The 18,700-nt window shown below is 63.6% G+C and carries 13 protein-coding genes, 1 tRNA gene and 1 pseudogene; 12 read left to right on the forward strand and 3 right to left on the reverse strand.

Annotated elements, in window-relative coordinates:
• The first annotated feature begins 2 nt into the window (after positions 1 to 2).
• Both ACFFFR_RS11540 and ACFFFR_RS11545 read left to right on the forward strand, forming a co-directional pair.
• Positions 3 to 1,004, forward strand: a complete 1,002-nt coding sequence (locus ACFFFR_RS11540; RefSeq protein ID WP_377460612.1) for a sensor histidine kinase — start codon at positions 3 to 5, stop codon at positions 1,002 to 1,004.
• Between the two features lie 2 nt (positions 1,005 to 1,006).
• Positions 1,007 to 1,465, forward strand: coding sequence for a response regulator (locus ACFFFR_RS11545; RefSeq protein WP_377460613.1), 459 nt, complete (start codon positions 1,007 to 1,009; stop codon positions 1,463 to 1,465).
• Here ACFFFR_RS11545 and ACFFFR_RS11550 read toward each other — a convergent pair.
• Positions 1,404 to 2,726, reverse strand: a complete 1,323-nt coding sequence (locus ACFFFR_RS11550; protein WP_377460617.1) for an amidase family protein — start codon at positions 2,724 to 2,726, stop codon at positions 1,404 to 1,406. The two genes, ACFFFR_RS11545 and ACFFFR_RS11550, sit on opposite strands and share 62 nt — an antisense overlap.
• Before the next feature lie 90 nt (positions 2,727 to 2,816).
• Here ACFFFR_RS11550 and ACFFFR_RS11555 point away from each other — a divergent pair, with 90 nt between their 5' ends.
• Genes ACFFFR_RS11555 through nrfD form a run of 4 tightly spaced genes read left to right on the forward strand, consistent with a single transcriptional unit; the run spans position 2,817 to position 9,080 of the window.
• Positions 2,817 to 3,566, forward strand: a complete 750-nt coding sequence (locus ACFFFR_RS11555; protein WP_377460619.1) for a TSUP family transporter — start codon at positions 2,817 to 2,819, stop codon at positions 3,564 to 3,566.
• A gap of 40 nt (positions 3,567 to 3,606) precedes the next feature.
• Positions 3,607 to 6,894, forward strand: coding sequence for a formate dehydrogenase (gene fdh / locus ACFFFR_RS11560; RefSeq protein WP_377460621.1), 3,288 nt, complete (start codon positions 3,607 to 3,609; stop codon positions 6,892 to 6,894).
• Positions 6,895 to 7,932 carry a 4Fe-4S dicluster domain-containing protein gene (locus ACFFFR_RS11565; protein ID WP_377460623.1) on the forward strand — a complete coding sequence of 346 codons (1,038 nt, stop codon included), beginning with the start codon at positions 6,895 to 6,897 and terminating at the stop codon, positions 7,930 to 7,932.
• Positions 7,929 to 9,080: an NrfD/PsrC family molybdoenzyme membrane anchor subunit gene (gene nrfD / locus ACFFFR_RS11570; RefSeq protein ID WP_377460625.1), complete on the forward strand. Its 1,152-nt coding sequence runs from the start codon at positions 7,929 to 7,931 to the stop codon at positions 9,078 to 9,080. Before ACFFFR_RS11565 ends, nrfD begins: the two co-directional genes overlap by 4 nt.
• A 23-nt stretch (positions 9,081 to 9,103) precedes the next feature.
• On the opposite strand, the gene selD is transcribed toward nrfD, so the two are convergent.
• Positions 9,104 to 10,105, reverse strand: coding sequence for a selenide, water dikinase SelD (selD, locus tag ACFFFR_RS11575; protein ID WP_377460627.1), 1,002 nt, complete (start codon positions 10,103 to 10,105; stop codon positions 9,104 to 9,106).
• A 60-nt stretch (positions 10,106 to 10,165) separates the two neighbouring features.
• Here selD and ACFFFR_RS11580 point away from each other — a divergent pair.
• The 4 genes from ACFFFR_RS11580 to clpB all read left to right on the forward strand — a co-directional run bounded on the left by ACFFFR_RS11580 (position 10,166) and on the right by clpB (position 16,204).
• Positions 10,166 to 10,261: transfer RNA gene (locus ACFFFR_RS11580), tRNA-Sec, on the forward strand.
• Positions 10,262 to 10,298: 37 nt separating this feature from the next.
• Positions 10,299 to 11,606 carry an L-seryl-tRNA(Sec) selenium transferase gene (selA, locus tag ACFFFR_RS11585; RefSeq protein WP_377460628.1) on the forward strand — a complete coding sequence of 436 codons (1,308 nt, stop codon included), beginning with the start codon at positions 10,299 to 10,301 and terminating at the stop codon, positions 11,604 to 11,606.
• A gap of 26 nt (positions 11,607 to 11,632) precedes the next feature.
• Complete coding sequence (gene selB, locus ACFFFR_RS11590; protein ID WP_377460630.1) at positions 11,633 to 13,456, forward strand: selenocysteine-specific translation elongation factor; 1,824 nt, start codon at positions 11,633 to 11,635, stop codon at positions 13,454 to 13,456.
• A gap of 120 nt (positions 13,457 to 13,576) precedes the next feature.
• Positions 13,577 to 16,204 (forward strand): ATP-dependent chaperone ClpB, encoded by a 2,628-nt coding sequence (gene clpB / locus ACFFFR_RS11595; protein WP_377460631.1) that lies wholly within the window; start codon positions 13,577 to 13,579, stop codon positions 16,202 to 16,204.
• A gap of 92 nt (positions 16,205 to 16,296) precedes the next feature.
• On the opposite strand, the gene ACFFFR_RS11600 is transcribed toward clpB, so the two are convergent.
• Complete coding sequence (locus tag ACFFFR_RS11600; protein ID WP_377460633.1) at positions 16,297 to 17,229, reverse strand: septum formation family protein; 933 nt, start codon at positions 17,227 to 17,229, stop codon at positions 16,297 to 16,299.
• 257 nt (positions 17,230 to 17,486) lie between these two features.
• Here ACFFFR_RS11600 and ACFFFR_RS11605 point away from each other — a divergent pair, with 257 nt between their 5' ends.
• Positions 17,487 to 17,696: a DUF3073 domain-containing protein gene (locus ACFFFR_RS11605; protein WP_377460742.1), complete on the forward strand. Its 210-nt coding sequence runs from the start codon at positions 17,487 to 17,489 to the stop codon at positions 17,694 to 17,696.
• Between the two features lie 174 nt (positions 17,697 to 17,870).
• Positions 17,871 to 18,686 (forward strand): annotated as a pseudogene (locus ACFFFR_RS11610) (NAD-dependent protein deacetylase).
• Positions 18,687 to 18,700 lie beyond the last annotated feature (14 nt).

An 18,700-nucleotide genomic window follows, 5' to 3' on the forward strand; every position in this document is an offset into this window, starting at 1 on the left:
GGTTGCATGCCTTGAATGCGGCAGCGGTGCTATCGGCCGGCCTGATCTGTATTCGCCTCAGGCCCGGTTTCGGTGCACCCATCAACCCGTTGCTGTTGGCGGTCAGCGCGCTGCCATCACTGGCCATGTTTGTGCTCTCGGTCGTGGTTGACGAGCTGACGATCTGGTTCCAACTGGTCTTCTTGGCCTGGCTGAGCGTCGCGGTTGGTTTCCTGCGACCACCCTGGCGTCGGTGGGGGATCGGTCTGGTCCTGGCCGGCGTCGTGGGATACATCGTGGCAGGGTTCGGGGAGCACTACGTTGAGTTGTTCATCTTCTTAGCCATTACCCCGTTCATGATCGTCTCGAGCGTGTGGATGTGGGACCTGTACCTGCGTACCGCTCAAGCATCAGGGTTGGCCGCCCAACTTGCCAGCACCAGCGAACGGCTCCGGATCGCGGCTGATCTGCACGACATTCAAGGACACAACCTCCAAGTCATCGCGTTGGAGGCTGAGTTGGCGGATCGGCTGCTGCAGCGCGACCCGGCGGCAGCCCAGCAACACATCAAACGGGTCCGGGAACTCATCAGATCCGCGCAGACCGAAACCAGTACGCTTGTCCGTGGACTGCGGGAAACGGATCTACTGACAGAACTGGCCAACGTGCAAGATGTGCTCGCGGCCGCAGGCATGGACGTGAAAGTCATCGGTGAGCCACTGCTACCCTCGGCTGAAGCGGAACAACTTTTCAGCATGCTGCTACGTGAGGCCAGCACCAACATCCTGCGGCACTCCGATGCCCACCATGTCAGCCTGCGCTGGCTCCTGGACTCGTCTGCGATCCAGTTGCAGATCGGCAATGATGGTGTAGGCCGTGACGGACAAGATGACGTGGGTGCTGGCAGTGGTCTGGCAACGCTGCGACGCCGATTCGAACAGGCCCACCGTAGCCTGACGTTCCAGCACTCCGGTCACGAATTCGTGGTGCAAGCCCGGCTGCCGCTCGATCCGAAATGGAGCTAGTGATGGAAAAGACGATCTCGCTGGTTCTCGCAGATGACGAGACCATGTTCTTAGGGGCCTTGACTTCCCTGCTGGGCTTAGAAGAGGATCTGCAGGCGCTGGCTGCCGTGAGCAACGGGGCCGAGGCGGTCGCGGCCGTGAAAGAGCACCGTCCCGATGTGTGCGTGCCCGATCTTGAAATGCCCGAACTGGACGGCATCGGCGCGGCAGAGCAGATCGCCAAATCGGTGCCCTGCAAGATGATCATCTGCACCAGACATGCGCGGCCAGGAGTGCTACGCCGTGCGCTGGCCACCGGGGTGACCGGGTTCGTGCCGAAGACCATGCCCAGGCAATCCAAAAACTCGGGGCCTCCAGCCGGGCGCAAGCTGCCCGCCACGCGTGGGAGCAGGGCTGGATCTAAGAAAGCAGCAGGGCGCTCATCCGATCCGCCAGTGCCAGCACGCGACGGTCTTGGTTGAAGCCACCGGCCACGTCAATGCCTACTGGCAGCCCGGTGCTCGCGACCTGGATACTAGCCGCAGGAAAGCCCAGACAGCCGGCCAGATGAGCGTGCGCGGTGTGCAGGGTGAACGCGTCAACGCGTTGGCCTAAGTGTTCGGTGGTGCCGTCGGCGGCAATTTCAGGCGCTTGTGCCGGCGAGGTCGGGTAAATCAAGAACTCCACGTCCGCCTCGACCAACGCCTGCGCATATGCTTTTTGTCCTTCGGAACGGCGTGCAGCCAGCTGCGCGTGATCTTGTTCGGTGTTGTGCTCGTACGCCAGAGCAACATCTAGGACAGCGCGGACATCCCGGGATGCAACCTGCTCGGCCACCTCGGAAACGGTGAGCCCGGTGCCGGCGGCATCCAGGTACTCCTGCAAGGCCTGCGGGAATTCGGCCAAGCACAGCGGCATGGAGATCTCCGTGGTGATCTCTTGAGCTGCGCTCACATCCACCTCGACCAGTTCGATACCGGCCCGCGCCAGCGCGTGGCGGGCCTGCGTGAACGCCTCGGCCACGACCGGGTCGAAGGCCTGTCCGAAGACATCGGAGGCGACCCCGATTCGCAAACCTTGCAGGTCAGCGAATTCGTCCGTATCCCACGCGGCTTCTCCGGTGATGACCGCGTCGACAGTGGCGATGGTCGATATCGAGTCGGCCATCAACCCCAGGGTGTCCCGCGTTGGCGAAATGGGTACGACTCCGGCACTGTCGTACCGGCCGTGGGTTGGCCTAAAGCCGTAGATCCCGCAGAACGCCGCCGGCAGCCGGGCCGAGCCGCCCGTGTCCGCGGCAATCCCGAACTGGGCCAGACCGAGCGCGACGGCAACCGCCGTGCCACCGGACGAACCGCCGGCGGAGCGTTCCGGGGCAACCGGGTTGCGAACCGGACCGGTGTGGGCGTTGTTTGAGGTGATCCCAAAGGATAGTTCGTGCAGATTAGTGGTCCCGTACAACACGGCGCCGGCTTTCTGCAGGGCCGCAATCACCGGGGCCACGGACTTCGGACGAGAGTTGTGCAGGGTCGGCGTTCCAGCGGTGGTTGGAAACAACCCGCCGGTATCAACAATGTCTTTGGCGACGAACGGCACGTGGGTGAGCGGCTGCTCTTTACCGAATTCCTCGGGGCCGGGCACCGCGGCTGGATTCTCGGGAAACAGGCTCGGATCAACTGAGATAAAACAGTTGAGTTTTTTGGCGGTCGACAGGTTTTGCAAAGAGGGCACAGTGGTCGTCATGGCGCCCACCATAGCCAGTTGAGACAACAATGTTAATGGTTTGATGAAGATGACGTTTCAAGCAACCGCAAAAGCAGGGGAGGGCCGAGAATGGAGATCGGAGTCCTTGCTGCCGCGATCATCGCGATCCTGATTGGGACTATCCTGCAGCGGATCTCCGGAGCTGGTGTCGGTATCACCCTCACACCCGTCCTAGTGTTGCTGCTCGGACCGCTTACCGGCGTGCTGCTGACGAATCTGAGCACCATCATGTCCGCGGCCATGATCATGATTTCGGTGTGGCCCCGGATCAATTGGGAGCAATTCTTCCGGATCGGCCCGGCTGCGATCATCGGGTCCGTGCCTGCCGCCATCCTGGTCTACGCGTTGCCCGGACCGTGGCTGCAAATCGTTGTTGGTTCGGTGATCCTGCTGGCCATGATCACCATGCTCTCCACCCCCAACCTGCCCGAACGCCACGGCACCGGCTGGGCCCTCAGCGCCGGAGCCGTTGGCGGCTTCCTGAACACCACCGCCGGTGTCGCCGCGCCGGCCATGATCATGTACGCAACGCTGACCCGCTGGCCGCAAAACTCCTTCGCCGCGACCTTGCAGCCCACCTTCTTGACCATGGGCTTCCTCTCGGTTGTCACCAAGATCATATTCGGCTCCGGGGACCTGCAACTGCCGCCGTGGTGGGTGCTGCCCATTATCCTGACCACGGTGTTTGTGGGCATCAAAATCGGCGTGATCTTCGCGAAAAAAGTTTCCGCTGCACAAGCCCGCGCGCTCGCGGTCACACTGGCCGGTCTCGGGGCCGCCGCATCGGTGATACGCGGGGTTCTCACATTGGTCGGCTAGCTCCGTTGAGTGGCTAAGTTACCAGTGTTATTGTCGATGTATGTCACGTTTTAGTTTTTTGGGCTGGCCTGTGGTCCGGCAGTTCACATCGGGGGATAAGACCGGGCGTGGTCCCGCGGTCACATCCGAAAAAACCCGTGACATGGCACCGCGAACCAAGGATGCCGAGTTTGTCCAGAGCGTGTGCCCCTACTGTGCTGTTGGTTGCGGCCAACGTGTTTACCACAAGGACGGCAAGGTCATCCAGATCGAAGGCGATCCGGATTCACCTATTTCACGCGGACGACTCTGCCCGAAGGGTGCAGCAAGCAATCAGCTGGTCAATGCTCCGGGCCGCGTCACCAAAGTTTTGTATCGGGCACCACGGGCAACCGACTGGACCGAACTCGATCGCGACACCGCGATTGAGATGATCGTCGACCGCTTCCTCGAGGCTCGCAAGAACCACTGGGAAGATTACGACGAGAACGGTTCTCTGCTGCGGCGCACCATGGGCATCGCGGCCCTAGGTGGCGCAACGCTGGATAACGAAGAGAACTACCTGATCAAGAAGCTCTTCACCGCCGCAGGTGCGATCCAGATCGAGAACCAGGCGCGCATATGACACTCCGCCACGGTTCCTAGTTTAGGAACCTCGTTTGGGCGCGGCGGCGCTACCCAGCCAGTTCAAGACATGGCGAACGCCGACTGTATCATCATTCAGGGCTCCAACATGGCCGAAGCCCACCCGGTTGGTTTCCAATGGGTGACCGAGGCCAAGGCACGTGGTGCGAAAGTCATCCACGTGGACCCACGCTTCACCCGCACCACTGCGGTTGCGGACAAGCATGTTCCGATCCGTCCCGGGTCGGACATCGTGTTGCTGGGCGCCCTCATCAAGTACGTCATCGACAACGACCTGTACTTCAAGGAATACGTCACCGCCTTCACCAACGCTGGCACCATCATCTCCGATGACTTCCAAGACACCGAAGACTTAGACGGCGTCTTCTCTGGGCTCGACCCGGAGACGGGCAAATACGATCTGGCTTCGTGGGCTTACCAAGCTGCCAACGGTGGCGACATTAAGTCCAGCGACGGTGAGCAGGAAGACGGCGAGGAGCAGTCAGAAGTCGCTGCCGGCCAGTCCTATGGTTCTGGTGGTCCGAAGCTGAACACGTGGGTGGCCAAGCAGGATCCAACCCTGCAGGACCCACGCTGCGCGTTCCAGCTGCTCAAACGCCACTACCAGCGTTACACGCCGGAAATGGTGGAAGAAGCTTGCGGTATTTCGGTTGAAGACTTCGAGTACTTGGCAAAGACCATCACCGAGAACTCCGGACGGGAACGAACCACCTGCTTCGCGTACGCTGTCGGCTGGACCCAGCACTCTCAGGGCGCACAGTTCATCCGTACCGCCGCGATCTTGCAGCTGCTTCTGGGCAACATCGGTCGACCCGGTGGCGGCATCATGGCGCTGCGCGGTCACGCGACCATTCAGGGCTCTACCGACATCCCGACCCTGTTCAACCTGCTGCCGGGCTACCTGCCGATGCCAAAGGCGGGCAGCAACGACAACCTGCAGGAATACATTTCCTCGATTGCGTCCAAGGAGCAGAAGGGCTTCTGGGCGAACGCAGACAAGTACACCGTCTCCCTGCTGAAGGCCTACTTCGGGGACGCAGCCACGGCGGAAAACGATTTCGCCTACGACTACCTGCCCCGACTCAACGGCCCGCACGGCACCTACCAGACCGTCATGCGGATGCTGGAAGACAAGGTCGACGGCTACTTTATCCTCGGCCAGAACCCGGCCGTGGGCTCGGCCAACGGCAAGATGCAGCGGATGGGTATGTCCCACCTGAAGTGGCTGGTCGTGCGTGACTTCACCATGATCGAATCCGCCACTTGGTGGAAGGACGGCCCGGAGATCAAATCCGGTGAGCTGAAGACCGAGGAAATCGACACCGAAGTCTTCTTCATGCCGGCCGCCAACCACACCGAGAAGTCGGGTACTTTCACCCAGACCCAACGCATGGTCCAGTGGCGCGATCAAGCCGTACCACCACCGGGGGATGCCCAGTCCGAGCTGGAATTCTTCCACGACCTAGGCGTGCGCATCCGCGAACGGCTCAAGGACTCCACGGACTGGCGCGACCGCCCACTGCTGGATATGACCTGGGACTACCCGGTCGACGAACACGGTGAACCAGACGTTGAATCCGTGTTGATGGAAATCAACGGCTACTACACCGACGGTCCGGACAAGGGTAAGCCGCTGGATAACTTCAACCAGATGACTGCCGACGGCTCCACCGCCGGTGGCTGCTGGATCTACACCGGTGTGTATGCCGGTGGGGAGAACAAGGCCCGCCGGAAGGTGCCTGGTTACCTGCAGGACGAGACCGCCGCCGATTGGTGCTGGGTCTGGCCTGCCAACCGACGTATCCTCTACAACCGTGCCTCTGCCGACGCCGACGGGAAACCGTGGTCGGAACGCAAGAAGTTCGTGTGGTGGGATGAAGAAGCTGGCAAGTGGACCGGTAAGGACGTCCCAGACTTTCCGATCGACCGCGCCCCGGATGCCAAACCTGACCCGCATCAGGGTGGTCCAGCTGCGCTCTCCGGGACCGACGCCTTCATCATGCAGGCCGACGGTAAGGGCTGGCTGTTTGCCCCGAAGGGCATGTTGGATGGCCCGCTCCCGACCCACTACGAGCCGCCCGAGTCCCAGATCAAGAACCCGCTGTACCCGCAACAGCAGGCCCCATCAAGGGTGACCTTCGAACGCGCCGATAACCTGAGCGCACCCGGTTACGGTGAAGAGGGCGCCGGCGTTTACCCGTATGTGTTCACCACGTACCGGTTGACGGAGCACCACACCGCCGGTGGCATGAGCCGTTGGCTGCCGTACCTGTCGGAGCTGCAGCCGGAGCTGTTCTGCGAGGTGTCCCCGGAACTGGCCGCCGAACGTGGCTTGGAACCATACGGCTGGGCGACCATCATCTCCCCGCAGGCGGCGATCGAAGCCCGCGTGCTGGTGACCGAGCGGATGACCCCACTGCAAGCCGGTGGCGCCACCGTTCACACGATCGGGCTGCCGTACCACTGGGGTATCGGTAAGGACGCCGTCATTGAAGGCGACGCCGTCAATGACCTGCTGGGTCTGACGCTGGATCCGAACGTGCTGATTCAGGAATCCAAGTCCGCAGCCTGTGACATCATCCCGGGCCGGCGCCCCCGCGGGTCCGCCCTGCTGGATTTGGTGCAGGAATACCGCGACCGTGCCGGGGTCACCCCGGACACCAACAAGCAGGTCGTCACGCATCCAGAGTTGGAGGGATTCTAAGTGAGTCTGCAACAACGTCACTCGGATCCGGCCGTTGATGTCGGCTGGGAACACACCCACGAACGGAAGGGTTTCTTTACCGACTCCTCCATCTGCATCGGCTGTAAAGCCTGTGAGGTGGCCTGCAAGATCTGGAATGAGAACCCGCAGGACGGCGACTACGAACTGCTGAACTCTTCCTACGACAACTCCGGGGGCCTCGGCGCCAACACGTGGCGCCACGTGGCCTTCGTGGAACAGACCGAGGACCGCATCGCGGCGGCCCGCGAGTCTGGCCGGAAACTCGTCGGACTGGGGATGCCGCAGATCGGCCCGCCATCCGGTACCCCCGCCAACGGGACCGCCCCGGCCCCGGCGACCAGCACCGGACCGGAGCTGGCCAACGGCCACACCCTGCCGGACACCCCGGAGTTCCGCTGGCTGATGTCATCGGATGTGTGCAAACACTGCACCCACGCCGGTTGTTTGGACGTATGCCCCACCGGTGCGCTGTATCGCACTGAACACGGCACCGTCGTGGTTCAGGCGGACATCTGCAACGGTTGCGGCACTTGCGTGGCCGGCTGTCCTTTCGGCGTCATTGAACGCCGTGACGACGGCACCGTGCGGACCAAGGAAGACCGCCCAGACCACGTCACCCGCCAGCAAGAAGTCTCCAACCGTGGGGTCGCACAAAAGTGCACCCTGTGTGTGGACCGCCTGGTGGAGGGCCAGACCCCGGCGTGCGCCCAGACCTGCCCCACCACCTCCATCAAGTTCGGCGAACACGATGACCTAGTGGCGCAGGCCGAAGAACGCGTCGCGCAGCTGCACGCCCAGGGCATGACCGAGGCCCGCCTGTACGGCGCCAACGAGAACGACGGTGTCGGCGGCACCGGCTCCGTGTTCCTGCTGCTGGATGAACCAGAAGTCTACGGGCTGCCACCAGATCCGCAGGTTCCTACCAAAGACCTACCGAACATGTTCAAGAAAGCCGGACTGGCTGCCGCCGGTATGCTGGCCGCCACCGCCGTCGCTTTTTTGGGAGGACGTAAGTGACCGTTAGCGAATACGATTCCCTCCGCCCACCAGAGGCGCCACGGCGTCGACGCCGCCGCGCGGCAGAAGGCACCGGCGCGAAGCTGCGCCGGTTCGCCTCCAACGTGCTGCGTGGACCCGGGGACGGCTCCCGGGAGATGCCGATGGTTGACGATCCGGAGTTCAGCTCCTACTACGGCCGGCCCATCGTCAAAGCGCCACCGTGGGGCCATGAGATTGCTGGCTACCTGTTCCTTGGCGGCCTCGCCGGCGGCTCTGCGCTGCTCAGCCTGGGCGCCGAACTGACCGGGCGCACCACGCTGCGTCGCAACACCCGGCTCACCGCCCTAGGCGCCGTCGGGCTGGGCACCGTCGCACTGATCGCGGATCTGGGCCGACCCGAACGCTTCCTGAACATGATGCGCACGGTCAAGGTCACCTCGCCCATGAGCCTAGGAACTTGGATCCTGACCCCGTTCGCGACCGCAACCGGCGTGGCCGCAACCTCCGAGATCGACAAGATGACCGGGAACAAGCTGCCGCTGGGACCGCTGCGGAAGGTTCTGCGTGCCGCCGAAACCCCATCCGGGCTGGCGGCCGCTGTCTTCGCCGCACCGCTGGCTTCCTACACCGGCGTGCTGCTGGGAAACACCGCCAATCCGGTCTGGAATGGCGGCCGCAACGGACTGTCCTTCGTCTTCGCGTCCTCGGCCACCATGGCCGCCGGCGGCGCCGCCATGGCGACCACCAACGTTGAAGAAGCTGGACCGGCCCGCGCGATGGCCCTGATGGGTGTGGTCGGTGATCTGGTCGCTGTGCGCGCCATGAAGGCCGGGATGCACCCGGTGGAAGTCGAACCGTTGGAAACCGGGCACGCCGGTAAACTGCTGCACTGGGCCGAATACCTCACCATCGGTGGTGGCATCGGCGCCCTCCTCGGTGGCAAGAATCGCACGATCGCGGCGCTATCCGGGACGGCGCTGGCAGCGGCTTCGGCCCTGACCCGATTCGGTGTCTTGGATGCCGGGCTCGAATCCACCAAGGACCCGAAGTACGTGATCGAACCGCAAAAGGCCCGCCTGGCCGCCCGCCGGGCGCGAGGCATCACGCACGACTCGATCACCACCGGTCCGCGCCGGGCTGCCGCGCCGGAACAAGCCGGCAACTAAGCTACGTCCGGAAGTTCCTCCGCTTACTTGATCTGAATACCGGAGCCAGCCACGGTGTGACCGATGACCGGGTAACCGGGGATCTCGCCGACGACCAACAGGCCGCCGGAGGTTTGGGCGTCCGCCAGCAGAATCATCTCGTTCTCGCTGATGCCCTCGGCCACGAGCTCATCACCGAGTGAGGACCGGACCCAGTCCAGGTTGCGGCGGCTGCCGCCGGGCACAAACCCTGCCTCCATCGATGCGCGGACATCATCCAACACCGGGACGGCCGAGGAATCGAGCACGGCACCCACGCCGGAGGCGCGCATCATTTTGAACAGGTGCCCCAGCAGCCCGAATCCAGTCACGTCGGTCGCGGCTTTGATGCCTGCCGCCACGGCCTTTTCGGCTGCTTGCCTGTTCAACGTCGTCATATTGGCGATGGCCTGGTCGAACACCGCGCCGGTCGCCTTGTGCCGGTTGTTCAGCACACCGACACCAATCGGCTTGGTCAGGGTCAACGGCAAGCCCGCTGCGGCTGCATCATTGCGCATGATGTGCTCGGGTGCGGCGGTGCCCGTGACAGCAAGCCCGTACGTCGGTTCCGGGGCGTCGATAGAGTGACCGCCGATCAGCGGGCAGTTCGCCTCATCGGCCACGGACAACCCGCCGGCGAGTACCTCGGAGAGCAGCTCCATGGGCAGTTTTTCCCGTGGCCACGCCACTAGGTTCAAGGCGACAACGGGGGAGCCGCCCATGGCGTAAATGTCGCTGAGCGCGTTGGCGGCAGCAATTCGGCCCCAATCGTAGGGGTTGTCTACCACCGGGGTGAAAAAGTCGGTGGTCGCCAGAACGGCGGTGCCGTTTTCGATGCGGACGGCAGCGGCGTCATCGCCGTGGTCCAACCCCACGATCACGGACTCATGGGTGCGACCGGTGAGTGCGGAAACGGCATCCTCGAGTTCACCCGGTGGGATTTTGCAGGCGCAGCCGCCGCCGGCGGCGAACGAAGTCAAACGTTGGGGCAGGGAAGTTTCGCTCATGCTCCCGAGTATAAGCAGCAGGGCAGAGGATTCGCAGGTCTAATGATAGATTGACCACGTGGAGGCGTCCGGTGCCCTGGTGGGCCCCCCGGTCTTCAAAACCGGTGAGGCCGAGGATCTCGGTCTGGCGGGTTCGATTCCCGTCCGTCTCCGCCAAAACTTTCACGCCCGAGATCATGTGGGAAGGGAAGCAATGGCCCAAGACGACTTCCGCCGGGCGATCCCGCGCACCGACGCGCTGCTGGCCGAACCGGCCGTCGCCGAAGCCAGCGCAGCGCTGGGCCACACCGTGGTACGTGGTGTCATCCGCCAAATTCAAGACCAAGCCCGGCGCGGGGACATCGCCCCGACCAAGGTTCTTGACCACGTCATTGCGGCTCTCAACACCACCCGCTCTTCCTCCCTGACGCCCGTATTGAACGGTACCGGCGTGCTGATCCACACCAACCTCGGCCGGGCTCCACTGTCGAAGGCCGCGCAATCGGCCGTCAGCGACGCCGCCGGTTACGTGGACTTGGAGATGGATTTAGACACCGGGGTGCGCTCCCGCAGGGCCACCGCGCTGCGGCAGGCCCTCTTGGAAGCCGTGCCGGCCGCACAGGACGCGCTGGTCGTGAACAACTGTGCTGCCGCACTCTTGCTGGTCTCTACCGCACTCGGTGCGAACGGGCCCATGGTGATCAGCCGCGGCGAGCTGATCGAGATTGGCGCCGGCTTCCGGCTGCCCGAATTGATGGGCTCGGCCGGGACCGAATTGGTGGAAATCGGGGCGACCAACCGAACACACTTAGCCGACTACGCTGCCGCGCTCCAAGAACCCGTGGGCGCGGTGCTGAAGATGCATCCGTCGAACTACGTGGTGCGCGGCTTCACTGCCGAAGTTAGCACCACCGAGTTGGCCAAACTCTGCGCCGAGAAGCAGGTGCCACTCGTCGTGGACATCGGCTCGGGACTCTTGGCACCGGAACCCTTGTTGCCGAACGAACCCGACTTCAGCACCGCCCTAGCCGACGGGGCAGACCTGGTACTGGCCAGCGGTGACAAGCTCTTAGGCGGACCGCAAGCCGGGATTATCCTCGGCTGCAAAGAGTTGATCGGGCATCTGGCACGCCATCCGATCGCCCGTGCCGTTCGCGCCGACAAACTCACCATCGCCGCACTGGAAGCCACCGTCCGCGCCGGCACCTCCCCGATCAAGGAAGCATTGCACACGGATTTGGACGCACTGCGCTCGCGCACCGAAAAGCTCGGCGCCGCCCTGAATGTGCCGGTCGTGGAACACGACGGACGGGTCGGCGGTGGCGGGGGAGTGGAAGTCCCGCTGCCCGGGGTGGCCCTGAAACTCCCCGAGGCATTGGCCCAGCCGCTGCGAACCGGCACTCCGGCGATCCTCACCCGGGTTAAAGACGGCGCCTGCCTGCTCGATCTGCGCTGCATCGAGGAAGAATATGACGAGCAGATCTGCGCTATCCTTTCAGACGCTTTGAACCAGCTCGATTAAGCCGCACAACCAAGAAGGAGCACCCCATGTTTGTGGTGGCCACCGCCGGACACGTCGACCACGGCAAATCGACGCTCGTCAATGCTCTGACCGGGATGGAGCCGGACCGCTGGGAAGAAGAAAAACGCCGCGGACTGACCATCGATCTCGGTTTCGCATGGACCAAGCTACCCTCCGGCCGTGAAGTCTCCTTCGTGGATGTGCCCGGCCACGAACGTTTCCTCACCAACATGGTGGCCGGGGTCGGCCCGGCACCCGTCGTCTGCTTTGTGGTCGCGGCCGACCAAGGCTGGCAGGAACAATCCACCGATCATTTCGACGCGATCGGAGCCTTGGGGATCGAACACGGCATCATCGCCCTGACCCGCTGCGATCTGGCCACCGAAGCACTGGAGACCATCACCGCCAACATCCGGGAACGGATCCACGGAACAGCCCTAGCCAATGCTCCGATCGTGCCGGTCTCCGCCCGTACCGGTGAGGGCATCACGGACTTGAAGACAGCGCTCGATGATGCACTCGCGCAGGTTCCAGCTCCCGACCCGGCGGCTCGACTGCGCATGTGGATCGACCGAGCCTTCTCCATCACCGGTGCAGGCACCGTCGTCACCGGGACCTTGGCAGCAGGCACCCTCAGTGTCGGTGACGAACTGACCGTGCAGTCCCCCGAGGGACCGATCACCGCCGTCATCCGGGGGCTGCAATCCCGCAACCAGAGCGTCAACCGCGCCGCTCCTGCCAACCGGGTGGCCGTCAACTTACGCGGTGTCCCGACCGAGTCAGTGCACCGCGGTGATGCCCTCACCCGCGCCGACCAGTGGGTGCTCGCCGACGAATTCGACGCACGGCAACTACACTTCTCCACCCGAAGCGTTGAGCAAACCACCAAGTTGGACCAGCTACCCGATGAAGTGATGCTCCACATCGGCACGGCCTGCGTGCACGGACACTTGCGCGGCTTTGACACCGAGCATGCCCGGCTGAAACTGGCCCACCCGCTGCCGCTACAGGTAGGCGACCGGCTCATCCTCCGGGTGCCAGGCTCCGAATTGCCGATCACCGGATTGGAGATCCTCGACCTAGACCCGCCGGAGCTGACCCGCCGCGGCGCCGGCAAAGCCCGACAAGCAGAACTGGTCGCGTTGCCCTCCGGCGGCGATGCGCTAGCACACGTGCGCCGCCGCAACCGCGTGAGCGTTGCCGAGTTGCAACGCCAAGGGCTCCAGATACCGACCGAATTGCCTGCAGACATCGTGCTGCTCGGTGCGGCAGCTAGTGCCGAACTTGTCGACCGTGCCGCACTCAAAACCTGGGCCAGCCTGCTGGATGAAGCCTTACAGGCCCAAGCGGCCGCTGACCCGCTCTCACCGTGGCTGACCCGGACCCGGGCCAGCCACGTGACCGGAGTCGACTCCGGCGCCGTGCTGGATGCCATCATCACCGCGAGCTCCGCCGTGCTCGAGCAGGGCAAACTCCGCCACCGAGACGCCACGCCGTCCCTCGGTACAGCCGAGGCCTCGGTTGCGCAGCTGGAGGCCCGGCTCGCAACCGAACCATTCGCCGCACCGGAGGCTGACGAGCTGGCCGCCCTCAACTTGGGTGCCAAAGAACTGGCTGCCGCCACCGAACAGGGCCGCCTGCTGCGGCTGGCGGACGGTATCGTCCTGCTGCCCAAAGCCCCGGCCATGGCGATGCGTGAACTGGTCCAACTGGAGCAGCCCTTCACCACCAGTGCCGCCCGGCAAGCCTTGGGCACCACGCGCCGGGTCGCCATCCCACTGCTGGAATACCTCGACTCCCGAGGCTGGACACGACAAGAATCCCCGGGCAAACGCGTCGTCGTCAGATAAAGAAACCCGACCCAAAAAGTTTCTGTTGAAAAGGGAATATCCACCCCACGGGGCAAGTTGAGTTAAGTAGACTCAAGTTTGGATTAACCAAGAAACTTTCACGGAAATGGAGTGCCGTCTATGGACGCAAAATTTACCAATAAGAGCCAAGAGGCTCTCTCCGCTGCCGCGATGAACGCTTCGACAGCGGGAAACCCCCAAATCGAACCTGCCCACCTGCTCAAAGCGCTGCTGGATCAACGCGAAGGTGTGGCGGTCGCCGTGCTGAAGGCGGCCGGCGTCGACATTGACGCGCTGAGCACCAAAGCCTCCGGCGCCATCAAAGCCCTGCCTTCCAGCTCCGGCAGCTCGGTCGCCCAAGCCCAGCTGTCCCGGGCCGGCCTGCAGGTCATTCAGGCTGCCCAAACCCAAGCCGAACAGCTCGGGGACGACTTCGTCTCCACCGAACACCTGCTGCTCGGTCTGGCCGGGGACCAAGGCGCTGCCGGGCAAGCCCTACAGGACTCCGGTGCGAGCATCGAGGCGCTCAAGGCTGCCCTGACCGGTGTGCGCGGGGATCGCAAGGTCACCAACCCGGATCCGGAAAACACCTTCCAGGCCCTCGAGAAGTTCGGCACGGACCTGACCGAAATCGCCCGGGCCGGCAAGCTGGACCCGGTGATCGGCCGCGACTCGGAAATCCGCCGCGTCGTCCAAGTCCTCTCCCGGCGTACCAAGAACAACCCGGTGCTGATCGGTGAACCCGGTGTCGGCAAGACCGCCGTCGTTGAAGGCTTGGCCCAGCGCATGGTGGCCGGAGACGTGCCCGAATCCCTGCGCGGCAAGACGCTGATCTCCCTGGATCTGGGCGCCATGGTCGCCGGGGCGAAATACCGCGGCGAGTTCGAGGAACGACTCAAGGCCGTGCTGGAAGAGATCAAGGCTTCCGAGGGTGAGATTGTCACCTTCATCGATGAGATCCACACCGTCGTGGGTGCCGGTGCCTCCGAAGGCTCCATGGACGCCGGCAACATGCTCAAACCGATGCTGGCCCGCGGTGAACTCCGCCTGATCGGTGCCACCACGCTGGATGAGTACCGGGAGAACATCGAGAAAGACCCCGCCCTGGAGCGCCGCTTCCAGCAGGTCTACGTCGGTGAACCGTCCGTGGATGACACCATCGCCATCCTGCGCGGGTTGAAGGAACGCTACGAGGCCCACCACAAGGTCGCCATCGCTGACTCCGCGCTGGTGGCTGCCGCCACGCTGTCCAACCGGTACATCTCCGGCCGGCAATTGCCGGATAAGGCCATCGACTTGGTCGATGAGGCCGCCAGCCGGCTGCGCATGGAGATCGATTCCGCACCGGAAGAGATCGACCAGCTGCGCCGTGCCGTCGACCGGCTCACCATGGAAGAGCTGGCGCTGAAGGATGAAACAGATCCGGCCTCCGTGGAACGGCTGGCCGCCCTGCAGGAAGAGATGGCGAACAAGCGCGAAGAACTTGACGCCCTCAACGCCCGCTGGGAAGCCGAAAAGGCCTCGCTGAACAAGTCCGGTGACCTGCGCGTGAAGCTCGACGAGCTGCGCTCGCTCGCGGACAAGGCCCAACGGGACGGGGATCTGGGCGAAGCCTCCCGCATCCTCTACGGGGAGATCCCGCAGGTGGAGGCCGAACTGGCTGCCGCTGACGCCGCCGAGGCGAGCGCGGCCGAATCCACCATGGTCTCCGAGGACGTGACCGCCGACGACATCGCCGAGGTCATCTCCGCCTGGACCGGCATCCCGGCCGGACGCATGCTGGCCACCGAGTCCCAGAAGCTGCTGGACATGGAAGGCGAGATCGGCGCCCGGCTCATCGGCCAACACAAGGCCGTGGCCTCGGTCTCTGACGCGGTGCGCCGCGCCCGCGCCGGCATCGCCGACCCGAACCGGCCGACCGGCTCCTTCCTGTTCCTGGGCCCCACCGGTGTGGGTAAGACGGAACTGGCCAAGTCACTGGCCGAGTTCCTCTTCGACGATGAACGCGCCATGGTCCGCATCGACATGTCCGAATACTCGGAGAAGCATGCCGTCTCCCGACTGGTCGGTGCCCCTCCGGGCTACGTCGGCTACGAGGAGGGCGGCCAGCTCACCGAGGCGGTACGCCGCCGGCCCTACTCGGTCATCCTGCTGGACGAGGTGGAAAAAGCCCACCCAGAGGTCTTTGACATCCTGCTGCAGGTGCTCGACGACGGTCGACTCACCGACGGGCAAGGACGCACCGTGGACTTCCGCAACGTCATCCTCATCCTGACCTCGAACCTGGGCTCCCAGTTCCTGGTGGACCAGTCCATGGAGCAGAAGGCCCGCGAGGACGCCGTGATGAACGTGGTCAACGCATCCTTCAAACCGGAGTTCCTAAACCGGCTGGATGATGTGATCATGTTCGAACCCCTGGCCAAGGACGAACTGCGCCACATCGTAGGCTTGCAGGTCGAGGCGCTGGCCCAACGGCTCTCCGACCGCCGACTGGAGCTGGACGTCACCGACGCCGCACAAGACTGGTTGGCCGAGCACGGTTACGATCCGGCCTACGGTGCCCGCCCGCTGCGCCGACTGGTGCAACGGGAAATCGGGGACAAGCTGGCCAAGGAGATCCTCGCCGGCAGCATCGGGGACGGCCAGCGGGTCAAGGTGGACACCGACGACGAGGACGGCGGACTGCTGGTCTACCCGAGCGTGGACGTCATCGACGTCTCCGACTTCGGTACGGACCTGAACAACTAACCCCGCAGCGGCGAGCCACTCGCCGCCATAATGCACCCGTGGGCGGTGACCGGTATCAACTGGTCACCGCCCACGGGCTGTTGTAAGGGGTCTTAGTTGCTGCGGGTTGGTGATGGCGAATTCTGGATCGGGCCTTCGGTTTCGTCGTCGCTGTCTTCGGGCAAGAACGACTGATCCGCAGTACCAGATTTCACGATGATCAAGCAATCCACGATGCGGTCCCCGCGCTTCCACGTGTCGGCGGTCGGACGGGTCAGCGTGGTCTCGGTATCCAGATCCTGCGGGATGTTGGTATCGAGCGAGGTGCAGAACTCCTGAGCCGAATTGACCAGCGCGTCATCGCCCGGGTAGGAGTCGTCCTCGGCGTATTCCTTGCGCCCCACCAATTGGGCTTGGTGCTCGGTGGTGCATTCCACCACGGTTGCCGGCTCAGTGGCGCCAGCAAAATCGGTCAGGCAGTCGCCCAATTCCAACTGGTTCGGCGGCACATCCCGGGCAATCACACCATCGGCGTCCGGGGTCGCATTACGCTCCACGGTCGGTTCAGCCGACGGGTCCTCGTTGCCGCCGCTGAAGACGTTCACCAGCCACAGGGTCAGCAGCACCAGACCGATCAGGCCCAGCACCGCCCAAATCGCATTACCGACCGGTGTGCCGCGGCGTTTGCGGGCCTGCTCTTCCAAGCGACGCTGGCGACGCGACGGCATCGCCGCGACAGCCGGGGCAGGGGCAGGCTCCTGCGCATCAACATCGTCCTCGGCACCCTCAACATCAGGCTGGGCGGACACCGGTTCCGGCACATCAGCGTCACCGCTCACGGGAACAATGCTGGTCGGGACGGTGCCGGTCGAGGTGTTGCCAGCTGAGTCGGTGCTGGCGGTGGATTCATGCTCGAGTGCGTCAAAAAGCTGATCAAAACGAGCCTCATCGCTCGCTGCAGGTAACCATTCTGGCTGCGGGCTATGCGCCTGCAAGTCAGGTAGCCCCGTCCCCTCTAGGTTGTGATGATCGCGCTCTGTCGCCACTGACGAAACCCTCAATCTTGGTGCTCCCGGGCTCACATTGCCCGGATATGATCAATAACAGTCTAATGGAAGATAAGCTTGCGACCATTAAGCCCATGCCGAAAACCACTGTGATATCCACAGCAGCGCCCGCTCTTATTGCCGCTGTGCGCGCCTGATCATGTAATCTATTAGCACGAACCATTTTGATCAGCATCACCGGGGCCCCGCCTAGCAAGCGGCTGCCGGCCGGAACCACAGAGAAGGGGGTCACGCTCATGGGGCGCGGCCGTCAACGGGCAAAAGCTGCACGACAAGCACGTGATATCAAGTACTTCTCCCCAGAAACCGACCTTTCAGCGTTGGAACGGGAGCTAGGCGCGGCGCGAAAGCAGCGAACTGCAGTCTATGAAGATGATTTTCCAGAACCCGATTACTCTGCCTACGCGGACAAATACGCTGATTACGACGACGAGGACAACTCCTAGGTCTTCGTGAGCCGTCAGGAAACGCCCGCGGACTTCCCCAGCTACCACATCGCCAACGCCCACCAGTCGGCGCTGCGATCCATCGCCCGGGTTGTCAACGAGCGTGCCGAACTCCAAGACGAGGCCACCGCAGCAACCGCCATCGCCGCCCAGCTGGCCACCGGCAACGTCCTCGTGCTGACCGGCGCCGGCGTCTCCACCGACTCCGGGATCCCGGACTACCGCAGCCCCGGCGGCAGCCTCAACCGCGGCCGGCCGATGACCTACCAAGAGTTCCGCTACGACGACAAAGCCCGGCAACGCTACTGGGCCCGCTCCTTCATCGGCTGGAACATCATGACCGGCTTCCAACCCAACCTCGCCCACCACATCTTGGCGGACTTCGAAGAAGCCGGGCACGTCTCCTGCATCATCACCCAAAACGTGGACGGCCTCCACGTCGCAGCCGGTTCCAAGAACGTCATCCCACTGCACGGCGACCTTGCCACCGTCATGTGCCTGAACTGCGGGCACCGAATGCCCCGACGTGAATACTCCTCCGCCCTAGCCCAGGCCAATCCCGGCTTCGCGGAAGCCGCAAGAATCACGCGCGAGCAAGTGAACCCCGACGGGGACGTGAGCCTGCCGCAAGAACTCGTCGACACCTTCAACTAGGTGCCCTGCCCCGTCTGCGGTTCGTTCTCCCTCAAACCGGACGTCGTGTACTTCGGCGAGAACGTCCCAGAAGATCGCAAACAACAATCCGTGACGGCCCTAGAAGAGGCGTCCTCGCTGCTCGTCATCGGGTCCTCGCTGGCTGTCATGAGCGGGTTCAAGTTCGTCCTCGACGCCCAGAAACAAGGCAAACCGGTCGCCCTCATCAACGGTGGCCCCACTCGCGCCGATGATCGGGTGCCCTTCCGCTGGCGCAGCAAAGTCATTCCCGCCCTCGAAAAGTTGCAAGGAGCCCTCGCCCACGCCACCGGCGATCGTGGGAGTACTGGGAAATAGAAGATCCCTGCGAC

The organism is Micrococcoides hystricis, from assembly GCF_042434215.1.
GTDB lineage: Bacteria > Actinomycetota > Actinomycetes > Actinomycetales > Micrococcaceae > Micrococcoides > Micrococcoides hystricis.